23 protein-coding genes are annotated in these 17425 nt (G+C 53.9%); 15 read left to right on the top strand and 8 right to left on the bottom strand.

What is annotated here, in order from left to right; translation table 11 throughout:
• Positions 1-54: 54 nt before the first annotated feature.
• Positions 55-1242: a CynX/NimT family MFS transporter gene (locus ACNQ0W_RS20740; RefSeq protein WP_062932507.1), complete on the top strand. Its 1188-nt coding sequence runs from the start codon at positions 55-57 to the stop codon at positions 1240-1242.
• A 31-nt stretch (positions 1243-1273) separates the two neighbouring features.
• Here ACNQ0W_RS20740 and ACNQ0W_RS20735 read toward each other — a convergent pair whose 3' ends face one another.
• Positions 1274-1981, bottom strand: coding sequence for a CTP synthase (locus ACNQ0W_RS20735; protein ID WP_180261569.1), 708 nt, complete (start codon positions 1979-1981; stop codon positions 1274-1276).
• Positions 1982-2132: 151 nt separating this feature from the next.
• Here ACNQ0W_RS20735 and ACNQ0W_RS20730 point away from each other — a divergent pair, with 151 nt between their 5' ends.
• Positions 2133-2477 (top strand): DUF488 domain-containing protein, encoded by a 345-nt coding sequence (locus ACNQ0W_RS20730; RefSeq protein WP_047051942.1) that lies wholly within the window; start codon positions 2133-2135, stop codon positions 2475-2477.
• Here the strand turns inward: ACNQ0W_RS20730 and ACNQ0W_RS20725 are convergent, their stop codons facing one another.
• Both ACNQ0W_RS20725 and ACNQ0W_RS20720 read right to left on the bottom strand, forming a co-directional pair.
• Entirely contained in the window at positions 2478-2783 is a 306-nt protein-coding gene (locus ACNQ0W_RS20725) for a periplasmic protein (protein WP_047051940.1), read from the bottom strand.
• Between the two features lie 80 nt (positions 2784-2863).
• A complete protein-coding gene (locus tag ACNQ0W_RS20720; RefSeq protein WP_015570791.1) occupies positions 2864-3118 on the bottom strand; it encodes a DUF333 domain-containing protein in 255 nt (84 codons plus the stop codon).
• 313 nt (positions 3119-3431) lie between these two features.
• On the opposite strand from ACNQ0W_RS20720, the gene ACNQ0W_RS20715 reads away from it, so the two are divergent.
• From ACNQ0W_RS20715 to yoaJ, 3 genes are read left to right on the top strand one after another with little or no spacing between them, the layout of a single operon-like run.
• A complete protein-coding gene (locus tag ACNQ0W_RS20715; RefSeq protein WP_062932506.1) occupies positions 3432-4460 on the top strand; it encodes a sensor domain-containing diguanylate cyclase in 1029 nt (342 codons plus the stop codon).
• 45 nt (positions 4461-4505) lie between these two features.
• Entirely contained in the window at positions 4506-4604 is a 99-nt protein-coding gene (locus ACNQ0W_RS20710) for a YoaK family small membrane protein (RefSeq protein ID WP_015570793.1), read from the top strand.
• Positions 4605-4679 carry a protein YoaJ gene (gene yoaJ, locus ACNQ0W_RS20705; protein WP_015570794.1) on the top strand — a complete coding sequence of 25 codons (75 nt, stop codon included), beginning with the start codon at positions 4605-4607 and terminating at the stop codon, positions 4677-4679.
• Positions 4680-4732: 53 nt separating this feature from the next.
• Here yoaJ and ACNQ0W_RS20700 read toward each other — a convergent pair whose 3' ends face one another.
• Both ACNQ0W_RS20700 and ACNQ0W_RS20695 read right to left on the bottom strand, forming a co-directional pair.
• Positions 4733-4981, bottom strand: coding sequence for a GlsB/YeaQ/YmgE family stress response membrane protein (locus tag ACNQ0W_RS20700; RefSeq protein ID WP_003857896.1), 249 nt, complete (start codon positions 4979-4981; stop codon positions 4733-4735).
• Between the two features lie 211 nt (positions 4982-5192).
• The gene (locus ACNQ0W_RS20695; protein ID WP_162875882.1) at positions 5193-5378 is read right to left on the bottom strand and encodes a hypothetical protein; all 186 of its coding nucleotides are present in this window, start codon (positions 5376-5378) and stop codon (positions 5193-5195) included.
• Here ACNQ0W_RS20695 and yncL point away from each other — a divergent pair.
• Complete coding sequence (gene yncL / locus ACNQ0W_RS20690; protein ID WP_071524166.1) at positions 5353-5445, top strand: stress response membrane protein YncL; 93 nt, start codon at positions 5353-5355, stop codon at positions 5443-5445. The two genes, ACNQ0W_RS20695 and yncL, sit on opposite strands and share 26 nt — an antisense overlap.
• Positions 5446-5569: 124 nt before the next feature.
• Positions 5570-7069, top strand: coding sequence for a cyclic diguanylate phosphodiesterase (locus ACNQ0W_RS20685; RefSeq protein WP_062932505.1), 1500 nt, complete (start codon positions 5570-5572; stop codon positions 7067-7069).
• A 4-nt stretch (positions 7070-7073) separates the two neighbouring features.
• On the opposite strand, the gene ACNQ0W_RS20680 is transcribed toward ACNQ0W_RS20685, so the two are convergent.
• Together ACNQ0W_RS20680 and icd are read right to left on the bottom strand one after the other, a co-directional pair.
• Positions 7074-7319 (bottom strand): YmjA family protein, encoded by a 246-nt coding sequence (locus ACNQ0W_RS20680; protein ID WP_062932504.1) that lies wholly within the window; start codon positions 7317-7319, stop codon positions 7074-7076.
• A 75-nt stretch (positions 7320-7394) separates the two neighbouring features.
• Positions 7395-8645, bottom strand: coding sequence for an NADP-dependent isocitrate dehydrogenase (icd, locus tag ACNQ0W_RS20675; RefSeq protein ID WP_003857898.1), 1251 nt, complete (start codon positions 8643-8645; stop codon positions 7395-7397).
• Positions 8646-8762: 117 nt separating this feature from the next.
• Between icd and rluE the strand changes: the two genes are divergently transcribed.
• From rluE to purB, 5 genes are read left to right on the top strand one after another with little or no spacing between them, the layout of a single operon-like run.
• Positions 8763-9425 (top strand): 23S rRNA pseudouridine(2457) synthase RluE, encoded by a 663-nt coding sequence (rluE, locus tag ACNQ0W_RS20670; RefSeq protein ID WP_062932503.1) that lies wholly within the window; start codon positions 8763-8765, stop codon positions 9423-9425.
• Entirely contained in the window at positions 9425-9898 is a 474-nt protein-coding gene (locus ACNQ0W_RS20665; RefSeq protein WP_062932502.1) for an NUDIX domain-containing protein, read from the top strand. Before rluE ends, ACNQ0W_RS20665 begins: the two co-directional genes overlap by 1 nt.
• 40 nt (positions 9899-9938) lie before the next feature.
• Complete coding sequence (gene mnmA, locus ACNQ0W_RS20660) at positions 9939-11051, top strand: tRNA 2-thiouridine(34) synthase MnmA (RefSeq protein ID WP_032103856.1); 1113 nt, start codon at positions 9939-9941, stop codon at positions 11049-11051.
• A 27-nt stretch (positions 11052-11078) separates the two neighbouring features.
• The gene (gene hflD / locus ACNQ0W_RS20655; protein WP_062932501.1) at positions 11079-11708 is read left to right on the top strand and encodes a high frequency lysogenization protein HflD; all 630 of its coding nucleotides are present in this window, start codon (positions 11079-11081) and stop codon (positions 11706-11708) included.
• Between the two features lie 19 nt (positions 11709-11727).
• Complete coding sequence (purB, locus tag ACNQ0W_RS20650; RefSeq protein ID WP_023305884.1) at positions 11728-13098, top strand: adenylosuccinate lyase; 1371 nt, start codon at positions 11728-11730, stop codon at positions 13096-13098.
• An 86-nt stretch (positions 13099-13184) separates the two neighbouring features.
• On the opposite strand, the gene ACNQ0W_RS20645 is transcribed toward purB, so the two are convergent.
• Positions 13185-13577: a hypothetical protein gene (locus ACNQ0W_RS20645; RefSeq protein ID WP_168928031.1), complete on the bottom strand. Its 393-nt coding sequence runs from the start codon at positions 13575-13577 to the stop codon at positions 13185-13187.
• Between the two features lie 390 nt (positions 13578-13967).
• Here ACNQ0W_RS20645 and phoP point away from each other — a divergent pair, with 390 nt between their 5' ends.
• The 3 genes from phoP to ACNQ0W_RS20630 all read left to right on the top strand — a co-directional run bounded on the left by phoP (position 13968) and on the right by ACNQ0W_RS20630 (position 17316).
• Positions 13968-14639 (top strand): two-component system response regulator PhoP, encoded by a 672-nt coding sequence (gene phoP / locus ACNQ0W_RS20640; RefSeq protein ID WP_026094318.1) that lies wholly within the window; start codon positions 13968-13970, stop codon positions 14637-14639.
• Positions 14640-16103 carry a two-component system sensor histidine kinase PhoQ gene (gene phoQ, locus ACNQ0W_RS20635; RefSeq protein ID WP_015570801.1) on the top strand — a complete coding sequence of 488 codons (1464 nt, stop codon included), beginning with the start codon at positions 14640-14642 and terminating at the stop codon, positions 16101-16103.
• A gap of 91 nt (positions 16104-16194) precedes the next feature.
• On the top strand, positions 16195-17316 hold the full coding sequence (locus tag ACNQ0W_RS20630; RefSeq protein WP_062932500.1) for a cupin domain-containing protein: 1122 nt from the start codon (positions 16195-16197) through the stop codon (positions 17314-17316).
• The last annotated feature ends 109 nt before the right edge of the window (positions 17317-17425 follow it).

The raw sequence follows: 17425 nt of genomic DNA, 5'->3' as shown, positions 1-17425 counted from the left end.
CAACCACGACTTAAATCGGTATGGTATGCGCTCGCCTGAACGTAAGAGACAATAATGACTACTGCTATTCAACCTTCCGGGAAACAGGGTGCGCTGCTGGTTGCAGGCATCCTGATGATTGCTACGACGCTGCGCGTCACCTTTACCGGCGTCGCCCCCCTGCTCGACACTATCCGACAGGACTATGGCTTAAGCACGGCGCAAACCGGCCTGCTCACGACGCTGCCTCTGCTGGCCTTCGCCTTTATCTCTCCCCTTGCCGCAGGCGTCGCCCGGCGCCTGGGCATGGAGCGCAGCCTTTTTATCGCTCTGCTGCTGATTTGCATCGGGATTGGCGTACGTTCGCTGCCGTCGGCCTCGCTGCTGTTTATCGGTACGGCGATCGTGGGCTGTGGGATTGCGCTGGGCAATGTCCTGCTACCCGGCTTAATCAAACGTGATTTTCCGGGCCAGGTCGCAAAACTGACGGGGGCTTATTCGCTGACGATGGGGGCCGCTGCTGCCGCAGGGTCGGCGCTGATCGTCCCACTGTCGCTGGGGAGTGGTGGCTGGCACGGGGCGCTGTTGATGCTGATGTTCTTCCCGCTGGTGGCGCTGCTGCTGTGGTTACCGCAATGGCGCCACAGACCGGCTGCCACCCTGACCGGAGCGGGCGCGTTGCACAATCGGGCTATCTGGCGCTCGGCGCTCGCCTGGCAGGTGACGCTTTTTCTGGGCATTAACTCGCTGATTTACTACGTCATTATCGGCTGGTTACCCGCGATTTTGCTTAGCCACGGCTACAGCGAAACGCAGGCTGGCTCCATGCACGGGCTTCTCCAGCTGGCAACCGCGGTTCCCGGTCTCGCCATTCCGCTGATCCTGCACCGTCTTAACGATCAGCGTGGCATTGCCGGGCTAGTCGCCCTGATGTGCGCCGTCAGCGCGGCCGGGTTCTGGTTCGCGCCGGGGCTGGCCGTCGTCTGGACGCTGGTGTTTGGCTTTGGATCCGGCGCCACCATGATCCTCGGCCTGACGTTTATCGGGCTGCGCGCCAGCTCGGCCCATCAGGCCGCGGCGCTCTCCGGCATGGCACAGTCGATTGGCTATCTTCTGGCGGCCTGTGGCCCACCGCTGATGGGGAAAATTCATGATACCGCCGGAGACTGGCGCATTCCGCTGCTCGCCTGCGCGCTGGCCGCGGTGGTGATGGCGTTATGCGGTATGCTTGCCGGGCGTGACCGGGAGATCACACCCCGCTGACATTCAAGGCAGACCCGGAGGTCTGCTTTTTTTATCCCTGCGCCGCCCGCAGCATGGCCTGTACCAGCACGACCGGTCGCCCTTGCAGCGCGGCCCGCTCATGCTGGAACAGGGTGATGACAAAGAAAGGATGGGTTACCAGCTCTGCCGCGCGGATCTCACCCTGTTCGTCCCAGCCCGTTACGCGCATGTCGCCCCGCTCAAGCTGGTCGGCAAACTCAGGTGAGACGCCGTAATTGCAGTGATATCCCTCCTGAATTTCCGGCTTGCCATACGCTCTGGCAATCAGCGTGTTGTTCCGCAGCTCGATCGCGTCGTTTTTTTCCACCAGCGAGCAGGTCAGTGGCGCAATTACCATCCTTCCCTCGGTGTCGGTTTCGGCATGGCCTGCATCGTGCCAGCCCAGTACATTACGCGCATACTCAATCAGCGCATGCTGGAACCCGCCGCAGGTGCCGAGAAAGGGGATGCTGTTCTCACGCGCGTAACGGGCCGCAATAAACGCCGCCTCGGTGTTTTTATACGGGCTTGCCGGTACCAGCCAGATGGCATCGTACCCGACGAGGTCTTCGGGGCTGGTCAGCTCAGGCGTGGCGAGCCAGTCATAATCAGCGGTGAGATCCAGAACCGCAGCGGCGTCGTCAATCGCCAGCGGGATCGCCTGGTGCGCAATAACATCGGGATTGTAATCACCAACCAGCGCAATGCGCAGCGTCGTTTTAACCGGGGAGAGTTCCATGTGAGATTCCTTATGCCGGAGGCTTTTCAGATAACATAAGGAACCTCAGACTACCGATCTTTTGCAATTATCACAATACCTTAAATTGGGTGGATAAAAGGCGGGTGCTATAGTGTTGTTGCTGAACGTCGTAAGGAAATGAGGAGGACCCATGATTCAATGTAAACGCGTGTATGAGCAGGCGACCTCAAAAGACGGTTACCGGATCCTGGTCGACAGACTCTGGCCGCGAGGGATAAAAAAGACCGACCTCGCCTGTGATGAGTGGTGTAAAGCGCTAACGCCGTCCAGCGAACTGCGAAAAGCTTTTCACAGTGAAACGATAGATTTCACCGCGTTCAGTGAAGCCTATCGTAAAGAGCTGGCGCAGCATCAGGATGAAGGCAAACGCCTGGCGGCTCTCGCCAAACAGCAGACCGTGACGCTACTCTATGGGGCGAAAAATACGGAGCAGAATCACGCGCGGGTACTGGCAGACTGGCTACGTAAACTGTGATTAACCGATCGCCAGCGCATCCACGTTGTGTGGCATCTCGTCGGGAGTAAGCGGCATCAGATGTTCCGGGCGAACAAACGCAAAACCGTGCTGGTTATCAAAGGCATAAACATCACCGGTGACCAGCCACAGCGCACGCGCTGACGTGGCGGGTAATTGCGTCATGACGCCGTTAACCGGGTTCACAAAACGCTGGCCCGGCTGACAGAGGCCAAACAGCTCCACGGATTTACCGATATTTCGACGGCCTGCCGCCGTACGCGCACCCACGATCATCGCCATGCTGCCCGGTTTTAACTGAAACATACTTCTTCTCGCAAACGTACTGCCAGAAACTGGCTAAGAATAATCCTAAAGAGAAGTGTATCGCAGTTTTATTGCCGTTGTCATCTGGTCGGTTGCGGGTGATCGCGGCGGTAGAGATCCCATTCATCGATCACTTCCCCGCCGGGTAATTTGCACTCGGTACGTACGCCCTGCGGGCTTTGAACAGGGATTTGCTCTCCCCCTTTCTCCAGACAGTACACTGACGCCGGGTTTGCCATGCCAATAGCGTGCGGCGGTTGAGGCGCATCAGGAGGGGTTGTCTTTGTTGAGCAGGCGGCCAGCGGTAACACCAGCGCCAGGAGAAGATATTTCATTATCATGATCCTTCAGGGTGTAAAAACGTCAGAGTAACGGGTCATCGCCGTTTTCTCCATGATTTCTCCATTAAACCTGCACGATTCCCCCTTATAGTGATGCCTGTTCTCACACTGACCAGAGAACATCATTCCGTAATCAAGATGTTTTGCCCCGATCTCAACATCGGGGCTTTTTTTTTAGCCTCTCCCTCATCCGCTTCCAGAAGAATCTATAAAATTAATCCTGTTCATGTTTTACTATGACCGGAGTCTATATTTTCAGCATAACATGCAGATACAGAGGTCTTCTGCATGGGAGTCAACCTGCCTCATGTCAGATATCATTCTTGCCCGTGTTTCAGAAACCCTCTCCACTGAGCAATCTCTCGACAGTCTGGTGCGTCAGCTACTGGAAATGCTGGAAATTGTGACGGATATGGAATCAACCTACCTGACGAAAGTCGATATCAATGCGCGTTTGCAGCACATTTTATATGCCCGTAACAGCAAGCAAATGCAGATCCCGGAAGGGTTCAGCGTGCCCTGGGACGAAACGCTGTGCAAGCGCGCCATCGACAGCGACACGTTGTTCAGTAACGAGGTGCCCGACCGCTGGCCGGAGTGTGAAGCGGCCAAAGCACTGGGCATTACAACCTATATGAGCGTGCCGGTTCACCTGGCTGACGGTTCTCTGTATGGCACGCTTTGCGCTGCCAGCACCGCACAGAAACAGTTCAGCGAGCGTGGCGAGCAGGTGATCAGGCTCTTTGCCGGGTTAATTGGTCAGTACATTCAGAAAGAGTCGCTTGTGCTTCAGCTTCGCGAAGCAAACGCGGCGCTCATTGCCCACTCTTACACCGACGCCCTCACCGGCCTGCCGAATCGTCGCGCCATTTTTGAAAACCTTACCACCCTGTTCTCACTGGCGCGCCATCTTAACCGCAAGGTCATGATGGCCTTTATTGACCTCGATGATTTCAAGCGAATCAATGACCAGTACGGGCATGAGGCGGGCGACCGCTTCCTCGTACAGGTCGGCAAGCGGCTGACTCACGAGCAAACGCAGGATGAGATTATTGGCCGGCTCGGCGGCGATGAATTTCTGGTTGCCAGCCTGAGTCACAGCGATGATGGCGACGCCAGCACAGAGGTCAACGCAATCAAAACCCGCCTCAATGGTCTTATTGCGGGCGAATACGGGTTGGGTAATGCCACCATTCTTTATCCCGGCGCAAGCCTTGGTGTCGTTATTGTTGATCCTCACAGCACGGATGAAGATAGCGCCCTGCGCACCGCCGACCTCGCGATGTATCAGGACAAAAAAGGAAAAAGCAAAACAGGCTTTGTCGCGTTAGATTAAAACCGTACACTCTACGGCCTTATACAAACTCAAACAGGTGATGGCATGAGAATAGGGATCCTCTTTCCGGTGGTGATTTTTATCACGGCGGTGGTGTTTTTAGGCTGGTTTTTCCTTGGCGGTTACGCCGCGCCGGGGGCTTAAATGAGAAAAACGACCATCATCATGCTGATTGTCGCCATCGTGGCCGTCGCCGGTACGCAGTTAGGCTGGTGGTAACGCCCAAAGTAAAAAGGCCGCCGTCAGGCAGCCTTTTTTAACACAGGTCAGATTTAGCTTTTGATTTTTCTGTAGATAAACAGAACAACCAGCGCGCCAATCACCGCGACGACAAAGCTGCCGAAGTTGAAGCCATCAACTCTGCCAAAGCCGAACAGGGTACTGATCCAGCCACCGACGACTGCACCCACAATCCCCAGAATGATCGTGACGATGAAACCGCCGCCATCTTTGCCCGGCATAATCCACTTCGCCAGGATCCCCGCAATCAGCCCAAAGATAATCCAGGATAAAATTCCCATAGCTTTCCTCTCTGTATGGTTTTTGTCATTAAATCAACGACACAGAAAAGGATAGCACAGGATCTGAGAAAGGAAATTTGTGATAAGAATCACACGGCTCGTTTGAGTAAAATATGAGCAGTAAAAAATTGCCGTTCCACACTCATCGTGGGGTTGCATCTTTTACTGAGAAAGATTATCTTTCTCATTACTGAATAGTTGAGCAAATCACTCAGGTATTCAGAACGACATTGCTCACATTGCTTCCAGTATTTCTTGCCCACTCTTGAGTGGGCTTTTTTTTGCCCGGCCCCACCAAAATCTGGCGTTTTTTCTGTGGAGGTGAAACGCTATTCTCTTTGGCTTCTGAATAACCAAAAAGCGTTGATAACATGAACGTATCGAGCAAGTTTGTCATCTGCCTTAATCTTGTTTCTGCCAGTACGCTACTGTTACTGCTCTCAACACGGTTTGAGTGGTTCTGAGTTGAAAGGAGCCTGGCATGGTGGCTTTCCTTCCGATACCGTGCGGCCTCAACTCTCATACTTGTAGCTTTTATGACCTGTGTTAAGATCCCTGCACCTCAGGACGTGGCGGGACAGCAGGAAAATGAAGAAGGCCATTGCCGTTGCTATCATCTCAACCTTTATGGTCGTCCTGTCGCTGTATGCGGTTAACGCCATTATCGTTGAGCAGCAAAAGAACCGGCAGAGGGAGATCTCCCACACGCTCTTAAGCTATTCCGAAGAGTTAACGCAAAATATCGCCAGTACGCTTAAAAATACCTCCGCACAGGGATGCGATAGCGCCAGTCTGAACGTCTACCGAAAATTAAAGATGCGAAGTCTCTATTTCGCCGATGTGGGGTTTATTGAAAAGGGGAAAATCACCTGCACCGCGTTTTGGGGCAAGCTGGCAAATCCCATCGCCCTTCCCTCTGAGCTGCATAAAACCCAGAACGGATTCAGTCTGGCGCAGTTTTCGCAGAAAGATTTCTTTGTCGGCAATGCGACAATTTATAACCACCTTATTATCTTCACCTCCCGTTCAGCCTACGATAAATTTGCCCCCGTTACCGCCAACTATTCGCTTCGTTCTTCCACTAAAGATTTCGGCCGCACCTTTTTCACCGTTACGCCACCATCAGAAAACCTTAGCCGCTTACAGTCTCTGTTATTTACGCTGGCTGTGACAGAGTGCAGTACACGCTGGGATTTATGTGTCACCGTCACACACCACGATGCCGGACTGGCTTCGCTCTCCCACGTAGTGATGGTGCTTCTGTGCCTGTTTTTATACTTTATTTGGGTATCCCTGACGCTGTTTTCTCTTCGACTTTATGAAGACCGACGTTCCCTGGAGCGAACGCTGGTCAAGGCGGTAAAAGCGAATACCATCAGCGTTCATTTTCAGCCTGTTATTCGGGTTGCTGATAAGAAAATTGTCGGGGTTGAAGTGTTATCAAGATGGCAGGATAACAATCACAAAGAGGTTTCTCCTGAGCTGTTTATCCCGTTAATCAAAAAAATTGGCCTGTATAACGTTTATTATCAGAACATGATAAAGAAATCCCTGGCGGAAATTGCCGCGCTGGCCGCTGAACATCAGTTAATGATTTCACTGAACGTTGGCCGGACGGAAATTGAAGACGGCAAATTCCTGGCGGTATTACGTCATGAATGCTCAGAGAACGCGATTCCCTTATCGTTAATCAAAGTTGAGTTATCCGAGAATGGCGTTTCCACCTCGGCCATCCTGGAAGAGTTTTGTGAGGAGCTTAAATCGGCAGGCGTCAAAATTTCAATAGACGACTTTGGTGTGCAAAACTCAAATCTTGCCAGGCTCTCGAATCTCAAATATGACGAAATCAAGGTGGATAAGTCGTTAGTGGACGGCATCAGCGAGCACTATAAACAGGATATCCTGGTGATCTTTAGCGACGCGCTCGCTAAACTGCACAAAACCCTGGTTTTTGAAGGGGTGGAAAGCGAAACGCAATATCAGTTCATCGCGCAGAGATACCCCGATGCACTCGTACAAGGCTGGTACTTTTCAAAATCGCTAACCCGGCACGACCTCGCCAGGCTGCTGGCAGACTCAGCGCGATGACGCGTTATTCATTGCCCCATTGATTCAGGAAGTTCGCAATATCGTCAATGCGCGCTTCGTCTATCTCCGCCTGGGCAGCCATCTCCCGCTGCGCCTCTTCACTGATTTCCTCATTGTTGTACAGGCGAGTGAGCAGCAGCTGGAAATAGTGCGCCAGCGGCGTACGCTCTGCCTCTTCTACCGGTTTCGCCGTTTCAGTCGCATACTCGTCGACGATGTCATAATACTTGAGCGGGATATCATGGGTCATAGCGTTGTTTCCGTCTTGTGTGCATAAAAAACGGGAACCCTCAGGCTCCCGTTGTCATTTAACCCAGCGAGTGGATTACATGTTCGCGATAATCGCGTCGCCAAACTCTGAGCATTTCAGCAGTTTAGCGCCTTCCATCAGACGTTCAAAGTCATAGGTGACGGTTTTCGCGTTAATCGCGCCTTCCATACCCTTAACGATCAGGTCTGCGGCTTCGAACCATTCCATATGACGCAGCATCATCTCTGCGGACAGAATAATAGAGCCTGGGTTGACTTTGTCCTGGCCTGCATACTTAGGTGCAGTACCGTGAGTTGCTTCGAATAGGGCGCACTCGTCACCGATGTTCGCGCCCGGGGCGATACCGATACCACCCACCTGCGCGGCCAGCGCATCGGAGATGTAGTCACCGTTCAGGTTCATACAGGCGATCACGTCATACTCAGCAGGACGCAGCAGGATCTGTTGCAGGAACGCATCGGCGATCACATCTTTAATGATGATCTCTTTACCGGTGTTCGGGTTCTTAATTTTCTGCCATGGGCCGCCGTCGATCAGTTCACCGCCGAACTCTTCGGTCGCCAGCTGGTAGCCCCAGTCTTTGAACGCGCCTTCGGTGAACTTCATGATGTTGCCTTTGTGAACCAGGGTCACAGAGTCACGATCGTTGGTGATAGCGTATTCGATGGCGGCACGCACCAGACGCTTGGTCCCTTCTTCGGAGCACGGCTTGATGCCGATGCCACAATGCTCAGGGAAGCGAATTTTCTTCACGCCCATCTCTTCGCGCAGGAATTTAATCACTTTTTCTGCATCAGCAGAGTCCGCTTTCCATTCGATACCGGCGTAGATGTCTTCTGAGTTTTCACGGAAGATAACCATGTCGGTCAGTTCCGGATGCTTAACCGGGCTTGGGGTGCCCTGGTAGTAACGCACCGGACGCAGACACACATACAGATCCAGTTCCTGACGCAGCGCCACGTTCAGGGAGCGAATGCCGCCGCCAACTGGCGTGGTCAGAGGGCCTTTGATAGCAACGCGATAGTCGCGGATCAGGTCCAGCGTTTCGGCTGGCAGCCAGACGTCCTGGCCATAAACTTGAGTCGATTTTTCACCGGTGTAAATTTCCATCCAGGAAATTTTACGCTCGCCTTTGTAGGCTTTCTCAACAGCGGCATCAACCACTTTCAGCATCGCCGGGGTAACGTCTACACCGATACCGTCGCCTTCAATGAACGGGATAATCGGGTTGTGAGGAACGTTAATCTTGCCGTTTTGCAGGGTGATCTTTTTACCTTCCGCCGGAACAACTACTTTGCTTTCCATTAACCTCTCCTTCGAGCGCTTCTGGTTGTTACTGATCTTATGTTAATAAATTGTAATGAGCCTTCCGATAGTACCTGATTGTCCGACGCCATGAAAGGTCTTCGTTATTAGGCTATAATGCGGCAATTGATAACGCCTGAAAATACCATGAAGAAAACTTCTTTTAGAAAACACCGGGTTGAGCGATTCAGCTCACGACAAGCCACCAGAAGAACGCCAGAACCCCAGCCAACGCGGGTCATACTGTTCAATAAACCCTACGATGTATTGCCGCAGTTTACCGACGAGGCCGGGCGCAGCACGCTGAAGGACTTTATTCCCGTTCAGGGAGTCTACGCGGCGGGACGTCTGGACCGCGACAGCGAAGGGCTGCTGGTGCTCACCAATGACGGCGTGCTCCAGGCCAGGCTTACTCAGCCGGGCAAACGTACCGGAAAAATTTACTATGTTCAGGTTGAAGGCGAGCCGGACGACGCGTCGCTGGCAAAACTGCGCAACGGCGTAACGCTGAACGACGGTCCCACCCTGCCGGCTGGTATTGAGCGCGTGAATGAGCCCGAGTGGCTGTGGCCGCGCAACCCGCCGATTCGTGAGCGGAAATCCATTCCCACCAGCTGGCTTAAAATCACCCTTTATGAAGGCCGCAACCGACAGGTCAGGCGCATGACCGCGCATGTGGGCTTCCCTACCCTGCGACTCATTCGCTACGCCATGGGCAGCTACACGCTGGACTCGCTGGCAAACGGGGAATGGCGGGATGTTACCCCTAAGGAGAACTGATGTTTAAACCTCATGTTACGGTCGCCTGCGTGGTCCACGCGCAGGGGAAATTCCTGGTGGTGGAAGAGACCATCAACGGCAAAGCACTGTGGAACCAGCCTGCCGGGCATCTTGAAGCCAATGAAACCTTACGCCAGGCGGCAGCGCGTGAGCTGTGGGAGGAGACGGGTATCCGCGCCGAACCGCAGCATTTTATCCGTATGCATCAGTGGATCGCGCCTGACCAGACGCCTTTCCTGCGCTTCTTATTCGCCGTTGAGCTTAACGAAACGTGCGCCACTGAACCGCACGACGACGATATCGATCGCTGCCTGTGGGTGACTGCCGACAAGATTCTGAGCGCGCCAAACCTGCGTTCGCCGCTGGTTGCGGAAAGCATCCGCTGCTGGCAGTCTGCGGCGCGCCTGCCGCTGGATGTCATTGCAGAATTTAACTGGCCGTTTACAGAGGGTGTCAATGGTGGGGGGGCGTGATAGAATACGCCGCCTTGAAGTTCAATGTCGTGAGTATTCCATGTCAGATAACAGCCAGAAAAAAGTAATCGTCGGCATGTCCGGCGGTGTCGATTCCTCCGTTTCCGCCTACCTGTTGCAGCAACAGGGCTATAAGGTGGAGGGCCTGTTCATGAAGAACTGGGAGGAAGACGATGGCGAGGAATACTGCACTGCCGCTGCGGATCTCGCCGATGCGCAGGCCGTGTGCGATAAGCTCGGCATCGAACTGCACACCGTTAACTTTGCCGCAGAATACTGGGACAACGTTTTTGAACTCTTCCTCGAAGAGTACAAAGCGGGCCGCACGCCAAACCCGGATATCCTGTGCAACAAAGAGATCAAATTCAAAGCCTTCCTGGAATTCGCCGCGGAAGACCTGGGCGCAGACTACATTGCGACCGGCCACTACGTGCGTCGCGCGGATGTGAATGGCAAAAGCCAGCTTCTGCGCGGTCTGGACGGCAACAAAGATCAGAGCTACTTCCTCTATACGCTGAGCCACGAACAGATTGCCCAAAGTCTGTTCCCGGTCGGCGAGCTGGAAAAGCCGGAAGTGCGTAAGATTGCTGAAGATCTGGATCTGATCACTGCGAAGAAAAAAGACTCCACCGGTATCTGTTTTATCGGCGAGCGTAAATTCCGCGAGTTCCTGGGGCGCTACCTGCCTGCACAGCCGGGCAAAATCGTCACCGTTGACGGCGATGAGATTGGTCAGCACCAGGGGCTGATGTACCACACTCTCGGCCAGCGTAAAGGTCTGGGTATCGGCGGCACCAAAGAGGGCAGCGAAGATCCGTGGTACGTGGTCGACAAAGACGTCGAAAACAATATTCTGGTTGTGGCTCAGGGTCACGACCACCCGCGCCTGATGTCCGTTGGACTGATCGCGCAACAGCTGCACTGGGTCGATCGCGAGCCGCTGAAAGGCACGCTGCGCTGCACAGTGAAAACGCGCTACCGCCAGACGGACATCCCTTGCACCGTAACCGCACTGGATGACGATCGCATTGACGTGCGTTTCGACGAGCCGGTTTCCGCCGTTACCCCTGGCCAGTCTGCTGTTTTCTACAGCGGCGAAATTTGCCTCGGCGGTGGGATCATTGAACAGCGCCTGCCGCTGCCTGCTGTTTAAACCGTTTGCACACATAAAGGAGACCGTGTGGCGAAGAACTATTACGACATCACCCTGGCGCTGGCGGGAATTTGCCAGTCAGCCCGTCTGGTGCAACAGCTGGCGCATCAGGGTCATTGCGACGCTGATGCCCTGCACGTTTCACTCAACAGCGTTATCGATCTTAACCCAGGCTCCACGCTGGGCGTCTTTGGCGGCAGTGAAACCAATCTTCGTCTCGGTCTTGAAACGCTGCTCGGCGTGCTCAATGCCAGCAACCGTCAGGGATTGAACGCGGAGCTGACCCGCTACACCTTAAGCCTGATGGTACTGGAGCGTAAGCTTAATGCGGCAAAAGGCGCAATGAATACCCTGGGCGACCGCATCGCCGGGCTACAGCGCCAGCTCGAACACTTTGACCTCCAGTCTGAGACCCTGCTCAGCGCGATGGCCGGTATCTACGTTGACGTGATTAGCCCGCTCGGCCCGCGTATTCAGGTCACCGGTTCGCCTGCCGTATTGCAAAGCCCACAGGTACAGGCGAAGGTACGCGCCTCGCTGCTGGCAGGCATCCGTGCCGCCGTGCTGTGGCAACAGGTCGGCGGTGGCCGCCTACAGTTAATGTTTTCTCGTCATCGCCTGACGACTCAGGCAAAACAAATTCTTGCTCATTGTTAACCTCCCGGAGTTGCGAATTATGGAATTATCCTCACTGACCGCCGTATCCCCTGTCGATGGACGCTACGGCGATAAAGTCAGCGCGCTGCGCGGGATCTTCAGCGAATATGGCCTGCTGAAGTTCCGTGTTCAGGTTGAAGTACGCTGGCTGCAAAAGCTGGCCGCCCAGACAGCAATCAAGGAAGTTCCTGCTTTTGACGCAAAGGCAAACGATTACCTTGATAAAATCGTTGCTGAGTTCAGCGAAGAAGATGCCGCGCGCATTAAAACCATCGAACGCACCACCAACCACGACGTGAAAGCGGTTGAATACTTCCTGAAAGAGAAAGTAGCAAGCGTCCCTGCCCTGCACGCGGTCTCTGAATTTATTCACTTCGCCTGTACGTCTGAAGATATTAACAACCTTTCTCACGCGCTGATGCTCTCTACCGCGCGGAAAGAGGTGGTACTCCCTTACTGGCGTAAAATCATTGATGCGGTGAAAGCGCTGTCCGTGGAATACCGCGACATTCCGCTGCTGTCCCGTACTCATGGCCAGCCAGCAACCCCATCCACCATGGGTAAAGAGATGGCGAACGTGGCGTACCGCATGGAACGCCAGTATCGTCAGCTGGAGCAGGTTGAGATCCTCGGTAAAATCAACGGCGCGGTGGGTAACTACAACGCCCACATCGCCGCGTACCCGGAAGTGGACTGGCACCAGTTCAGCGAAGAGTTTGTGACCTCTCTGGGGATCCAGTGGAACCCGTACACCACCCAGATTGAGCCGCACGACTACATCGCCGAGCTGTTTGACTGCATTGCGCGCTTCAACACCATCCTGATCGACTTCGATCGTGACGTATGGGGTTACATCGCCCTGAACCACTTCAAGCAGAAGACCATCGCCGGGGAAATCGGCTCTTCCACCATGCCGCACAAAGTGAACCCAATCGACTTCGAAAACTCCGAAGGTAACCTGGGTCTGGCGAATGCCGTGTTACAACATATGGCGAGCAAGCTGCCGGTATCCCGCTGGCAGCGCGACCTGACTGACTCCACGGTGCTGCGTAACCTGGGCGTAGGTATTGGCTACGCGCTGATCGCCTACCAGTCCACCCTGAAAGGAGTGAGCAAACTGGAAGTTAACCGCGACCGTCTGCTGGACGAGCTGGATCACAACTGGGAAGTGCTGGCGGAGCCGATTCAGACCGTGATGCGTCGTTACGGCATCGAAAAACCGTACGAGAAACTCAAAGAGCTGACCCGCGGTAAACGTGTTGATGCTGAAGGTATGAAACAGTTTATCGACGGTCTGGCGCTGCCAGAAGAAGAAAAAGCGCGCCTGAAAGAGATGACCCCGGCAAACTACATTGGCCGCGCCATTACTATGGTTGACGAGCTGAAGTAATCGCCCTTCCCCCTTTCCATCCGGAAAGGGGGCTGCTTTTCATCATCGAGCCGATGTTTTCACATTACATTCCCTGTTTGCCGTGATTAAAGCCTGCCGTCAGGCTGATTGTTAATTTTCGCTGTGGAATAACTTTCCGGTATATACCGTTTTAAGCCGAACGGGCACAGTTTGAACTGGCACGGGGTTTCAGCCGTGCACGGGCGATCCATTTCCTGCCGGTTTCCTGGACATGCGTTTTTCTGTTTGAACCCCATCCAGCCTATGGATGTAAAGGGCATTGCCTGCGCTATCCATACTCTACGCCGCCGATCGTTAATCAGGATCCCCTGGTTTGAGGTGGTGATGATTTCACCTGTACGAACGTAATAATCTCCCTTTAACCACAGGATATAATTCAGGCCATACTGTGTTTCAACTTTGCAAAAGATGGTTCCGCTTTCCGGGCTCGCAATAGTCTCAACAACCTTCCATTCCATAAAATCCTCTTTACTCGCTATATTGCTGTTTTGTTGTGTAAAAATGCTGCTTTTCTGGCACATCTTATGCAAATCTAATTTCGCACCATAAAATAAGCGTAGACAAAGACAGACATAGTGAGAACATCCTTACAAAAAAAAGGGCAATCTTTACAAAACTGCTATGCCCGTTCTGTCAAAAAGCGACTCGCCTTCAACAGTTCATAAACGGATGGCTGTTTTATCCGGATTGCGGAAGCTTGCGATAACAAGTCCGTTTATATTACCCGCGCCTGGCGTCATGCCCTCTGTGTTCGGAAGCATGAAAAAATCATTAATTTCATCGCGCTGGTGTCAACCTGAATAATCAGCGTTAAACTATTCATACCATTTATAAAGGGAGAAGTGATGATGCGCGTACTGGTTGTTGAGGATAACGCATTGCTACGTCATCACCTGAAAGTTCAACTTCAGGAGATGGGTCATCAGGTGGACGATGCTGAAGACGCAAAAGAGGCCGATTATTATCTCAATGAACACCTGCCGGACATCGCCATTGTCGATTTAGGGCTGCCGGATGAAGACGGATTGTCCCTTATCCGCCGCTGGCGTAGCCATGATGTTTCCCTGCCGGTGCTGGTGCTGACTGCCCGCGAAGGCTGGCAGGATAAGGTTGAAGTCCTGAGCGCTGGCGCGGATGACTACGTGACCAAACCCTTCCATATTGAAGAAGTCGCCGCGCGTATGCAGGCGCTGCTGCGCCGCAACAGCGGGCTGGCGTCGCAGGTGATCTCTCTGCCGCCGTTCCAGGTGGATCTCTCCCGCCGTGAATTTTCTATTAATGATGAAGTGATCAAGCTGACCGCATTCGAATACACCATCATGGAAACGCTGATCCGTAACAACGGTAAAGTGGTGAGCAAAGATTCCCTGATGCTTCAGCTCTATCCGGATGCCGAACTGCGCGAAAGCCACACCATTGACGTGCTGATGGGCCGCCTGCGTAAAAAAATTCAGGCACAGTACCCGCATGACGTGATCACCACCGTGCGTGGTCAGGGCTACCTGTTCGAATTACGCTAAATGAAAGGGATTTTGCGTCACATTTTACCCCTTTCGCTGCGGGTTCGCTTTTTGCTGGCAACCGCCGCCGTCGTGCTGGTGCTGTCGCTCTCTTACGGGATGGTGGCGCTGGTCGGGTATAGCGTGAGCTTCGATAAAACCACCTTCCGCCTGCTTCGCGGCGAAAGTAACCTGTTTTATACCCTGGCGAAGTGGGAGAACAACCGAATCACCGTCGAGATGCCGGAAAACCTGAATCAGCAGAGCCCGACGCTGGCGCTGATCTACGATGAAAAAGGGAAATTGCTGTGGGCCCAGCGCGATGTCCCGTGGCTGAAAAAGCGCATCCGTCCGGAATGGCTGAAAACCAACGGTTTTCATGAAATAGAAGCCGATCTCAACTCCACCAGCAGCCTGCTGCGTGACGATCGTGCCCTACAGATCAAGCTTAATGAGATCCGTGCCGAAGATGACGACACGGAGATGACCCACTCTGTGGCCATCAACCTTTACCCCGCCACCCTGAACATGCCGCAGTTAACCATTGTGGTGATCGATACCATACCGGTTGAACTGAAACGCTCGTATATGGTCTGGAACTGGTTTGTGTATGTTCTGGCTGCCAACCTGCTGCTGGTGATCCCTCTCCTGTGGGTTGCTGCGTGGTGGAGCCTCCGCCCGATTGAATCCCTTGCCAAAGAGGTGCGCGAGCTGGAGGAACATCACCGAGAGAAGCTAAACCCGGAGACCACGCGTGAGCTGACCAGCCTGGTGCGCAACCTCAACCGCCTGCTGAAAAGCGAACGTGAACGCTACGACAAGTATCGCACGACGCTCACCGACCTTACGCACAGCCTGAAAACCCCGCTGGCCGTAATGCAAAGTACCCTGCGTTCCATGCGCAGTTCGAAAATGAGCGTGGATGACGCCGAGCCGGTGATGCTGGAACAAATCAGCCGTATTTCACAGCAGATCGGCTATTACCTGCACCGCGCGAGCATGCGTTCCGGAAGCGCCCTGTTGAGCCGTGAACTGCACCCGGTAGCCCCGCTGCTGGATAACCTTACCTCTGCGCTGAACAAGGTGTACCAGCGTAAAGGGGTCAACATCAGTCTGGATATCTCACCGGAAATCAGCTTTGTCGGTGAGAAAAATGACTTTATGGAAGTGATGGGAAACCTGCTCGATAACGCCTGCAAATATTGTCTGGAGTTTGTCGAGGTATCCGCGCGGGTAACGGATAACGAACTGCATATTATCGTTGAGGATGATGGTCCTGGCATTCCCCGTAATAAACGCGAAGTGGTGTTCGATCGCGGCCAGCGCGCCGATACGCTGCGGCCGGGCCAGGGCGTCGGATTATCCGTCGCCAGGGAAATTGTCGATCAGTACGAGGGCAAGATTGAAACCGGTGAAAGTTTGCTGGGCGGTGCCCGGATGGAAGTTATTTTTGGCCGCCAGCATCCCGTATCGAACGATAGTTGACCCGGAATGTGAAAAATACGCAGATCTCGCAGCCAGGGGGCGGGGCTTCCGTTATAATCCGTCTCAGTAAGAGCCTGCGGAATACATAAATATGGATTATCAATTAACGCTTAACTGGCCCGAATTTATTGAACGTTACTGGCAAAAACGCCCGGTCATTCTTAAACGCGGATTCAGCAATTTTATCGACCCTATTTCCCCTGACGAACTCGCTGGTCTGGCGATGGAAAACGAAGTGGACAGCCGTCTGGTGAGCCACCAGGACGGGAAATGGCAGGTCAGCCACGGTCCCTTTGAAAGCTACGATCACCTGGGCGAAAACAACTGGTCTTTACTGGTGCAGGCGGTCAACAACTGGCACGAACCTACCGCAGCCTTGATGCGTCCCTTCCGCGCCCTGCCAGACTGGCGAATGGACGATCTGATGATCTCCTTCTCCGTTCCCGGTGGCGGCGTGGGTCCGCATCTGGATCAGTACGACGTGTTTATCATTCAGGGTACCGGTCGCCGTCGCTGGCGCGTGGGCGACAAAGTGCCAATGAAGCAGCACTGCCCGCACCCGGATCTGCTCCAGGTTGATCCGTTTGAAGGGATCATTGATGAAGAGCTGGAGCCAGGCGACATTCTCTATATCCCGCCAGGCTTCCCGCATGAAGGTTATTCCCTGGAAAACTCGCTGAACTATTCGGTTGGTTTCCGCGCGCCAAGCGGCCGCGAGATGATCAGCGGATTTGCAGACTATGTTTTACAGCGTGAGCTGGGCAGCTACCGTTACAGCGATCCGGACGTTCCGGCGCGTGAGCACCCGGCGGATATTCTGCCAGAGGAGCTGGATAAGCTGCGCGGGATGATGCTGGATCTGATCAACGAACCGGAGCACTTCAGACAGTGGTTTGGCGAGTTTATCAGCCAGTCGCGTCACGAACTGGACGTCGCACCGCCAGAGCCGCCGTATCAGGCAGATGAAATTTATGATGCGCTCCAGCAGGGCGATAAGCTGGTTCGTCTGGACGGATTACGCGTCCTGCGCATTGGCGAAGAGGTATTCGTCAACGGCGAGCGCCTGGACTCTCCGCATCGCCCGGCGCTGGAAGCGATTGCCAGCCATATGGTGCTGACTGCGGATACCTTTGGCGACGCGCTGGACGATCCCTCCTTCCTCGCCATGCTGGCCGCGCTGGTGAACAGCGGGTACTGGTTTTTTGAGGACTGAGCCGCTTTAATGCCCGGTGGCGCTGCTGTATGACCGGATACATAGGTGACAGATCAGACCGGGAACATAGGTAACACTTTTCAGTCTATCCGGAGCACACTCTGGGTTT

The sequence above is a fragment of the Enterobacter cloacae complex sp. 6730903 genome (genome assembly GCF_048283985.1).
Lineage (GTDB): Bacteria > Pseudomonadota > Gammaproteobacteria > Enterobacterales > Enterobacteriaceae > Enterobacter > Enterobacter hormaechei_C.
Note: the sequence above shows the minus strand (reverse complement) of the source record. Positions and strands in the feature narration are given on the sequence as shown.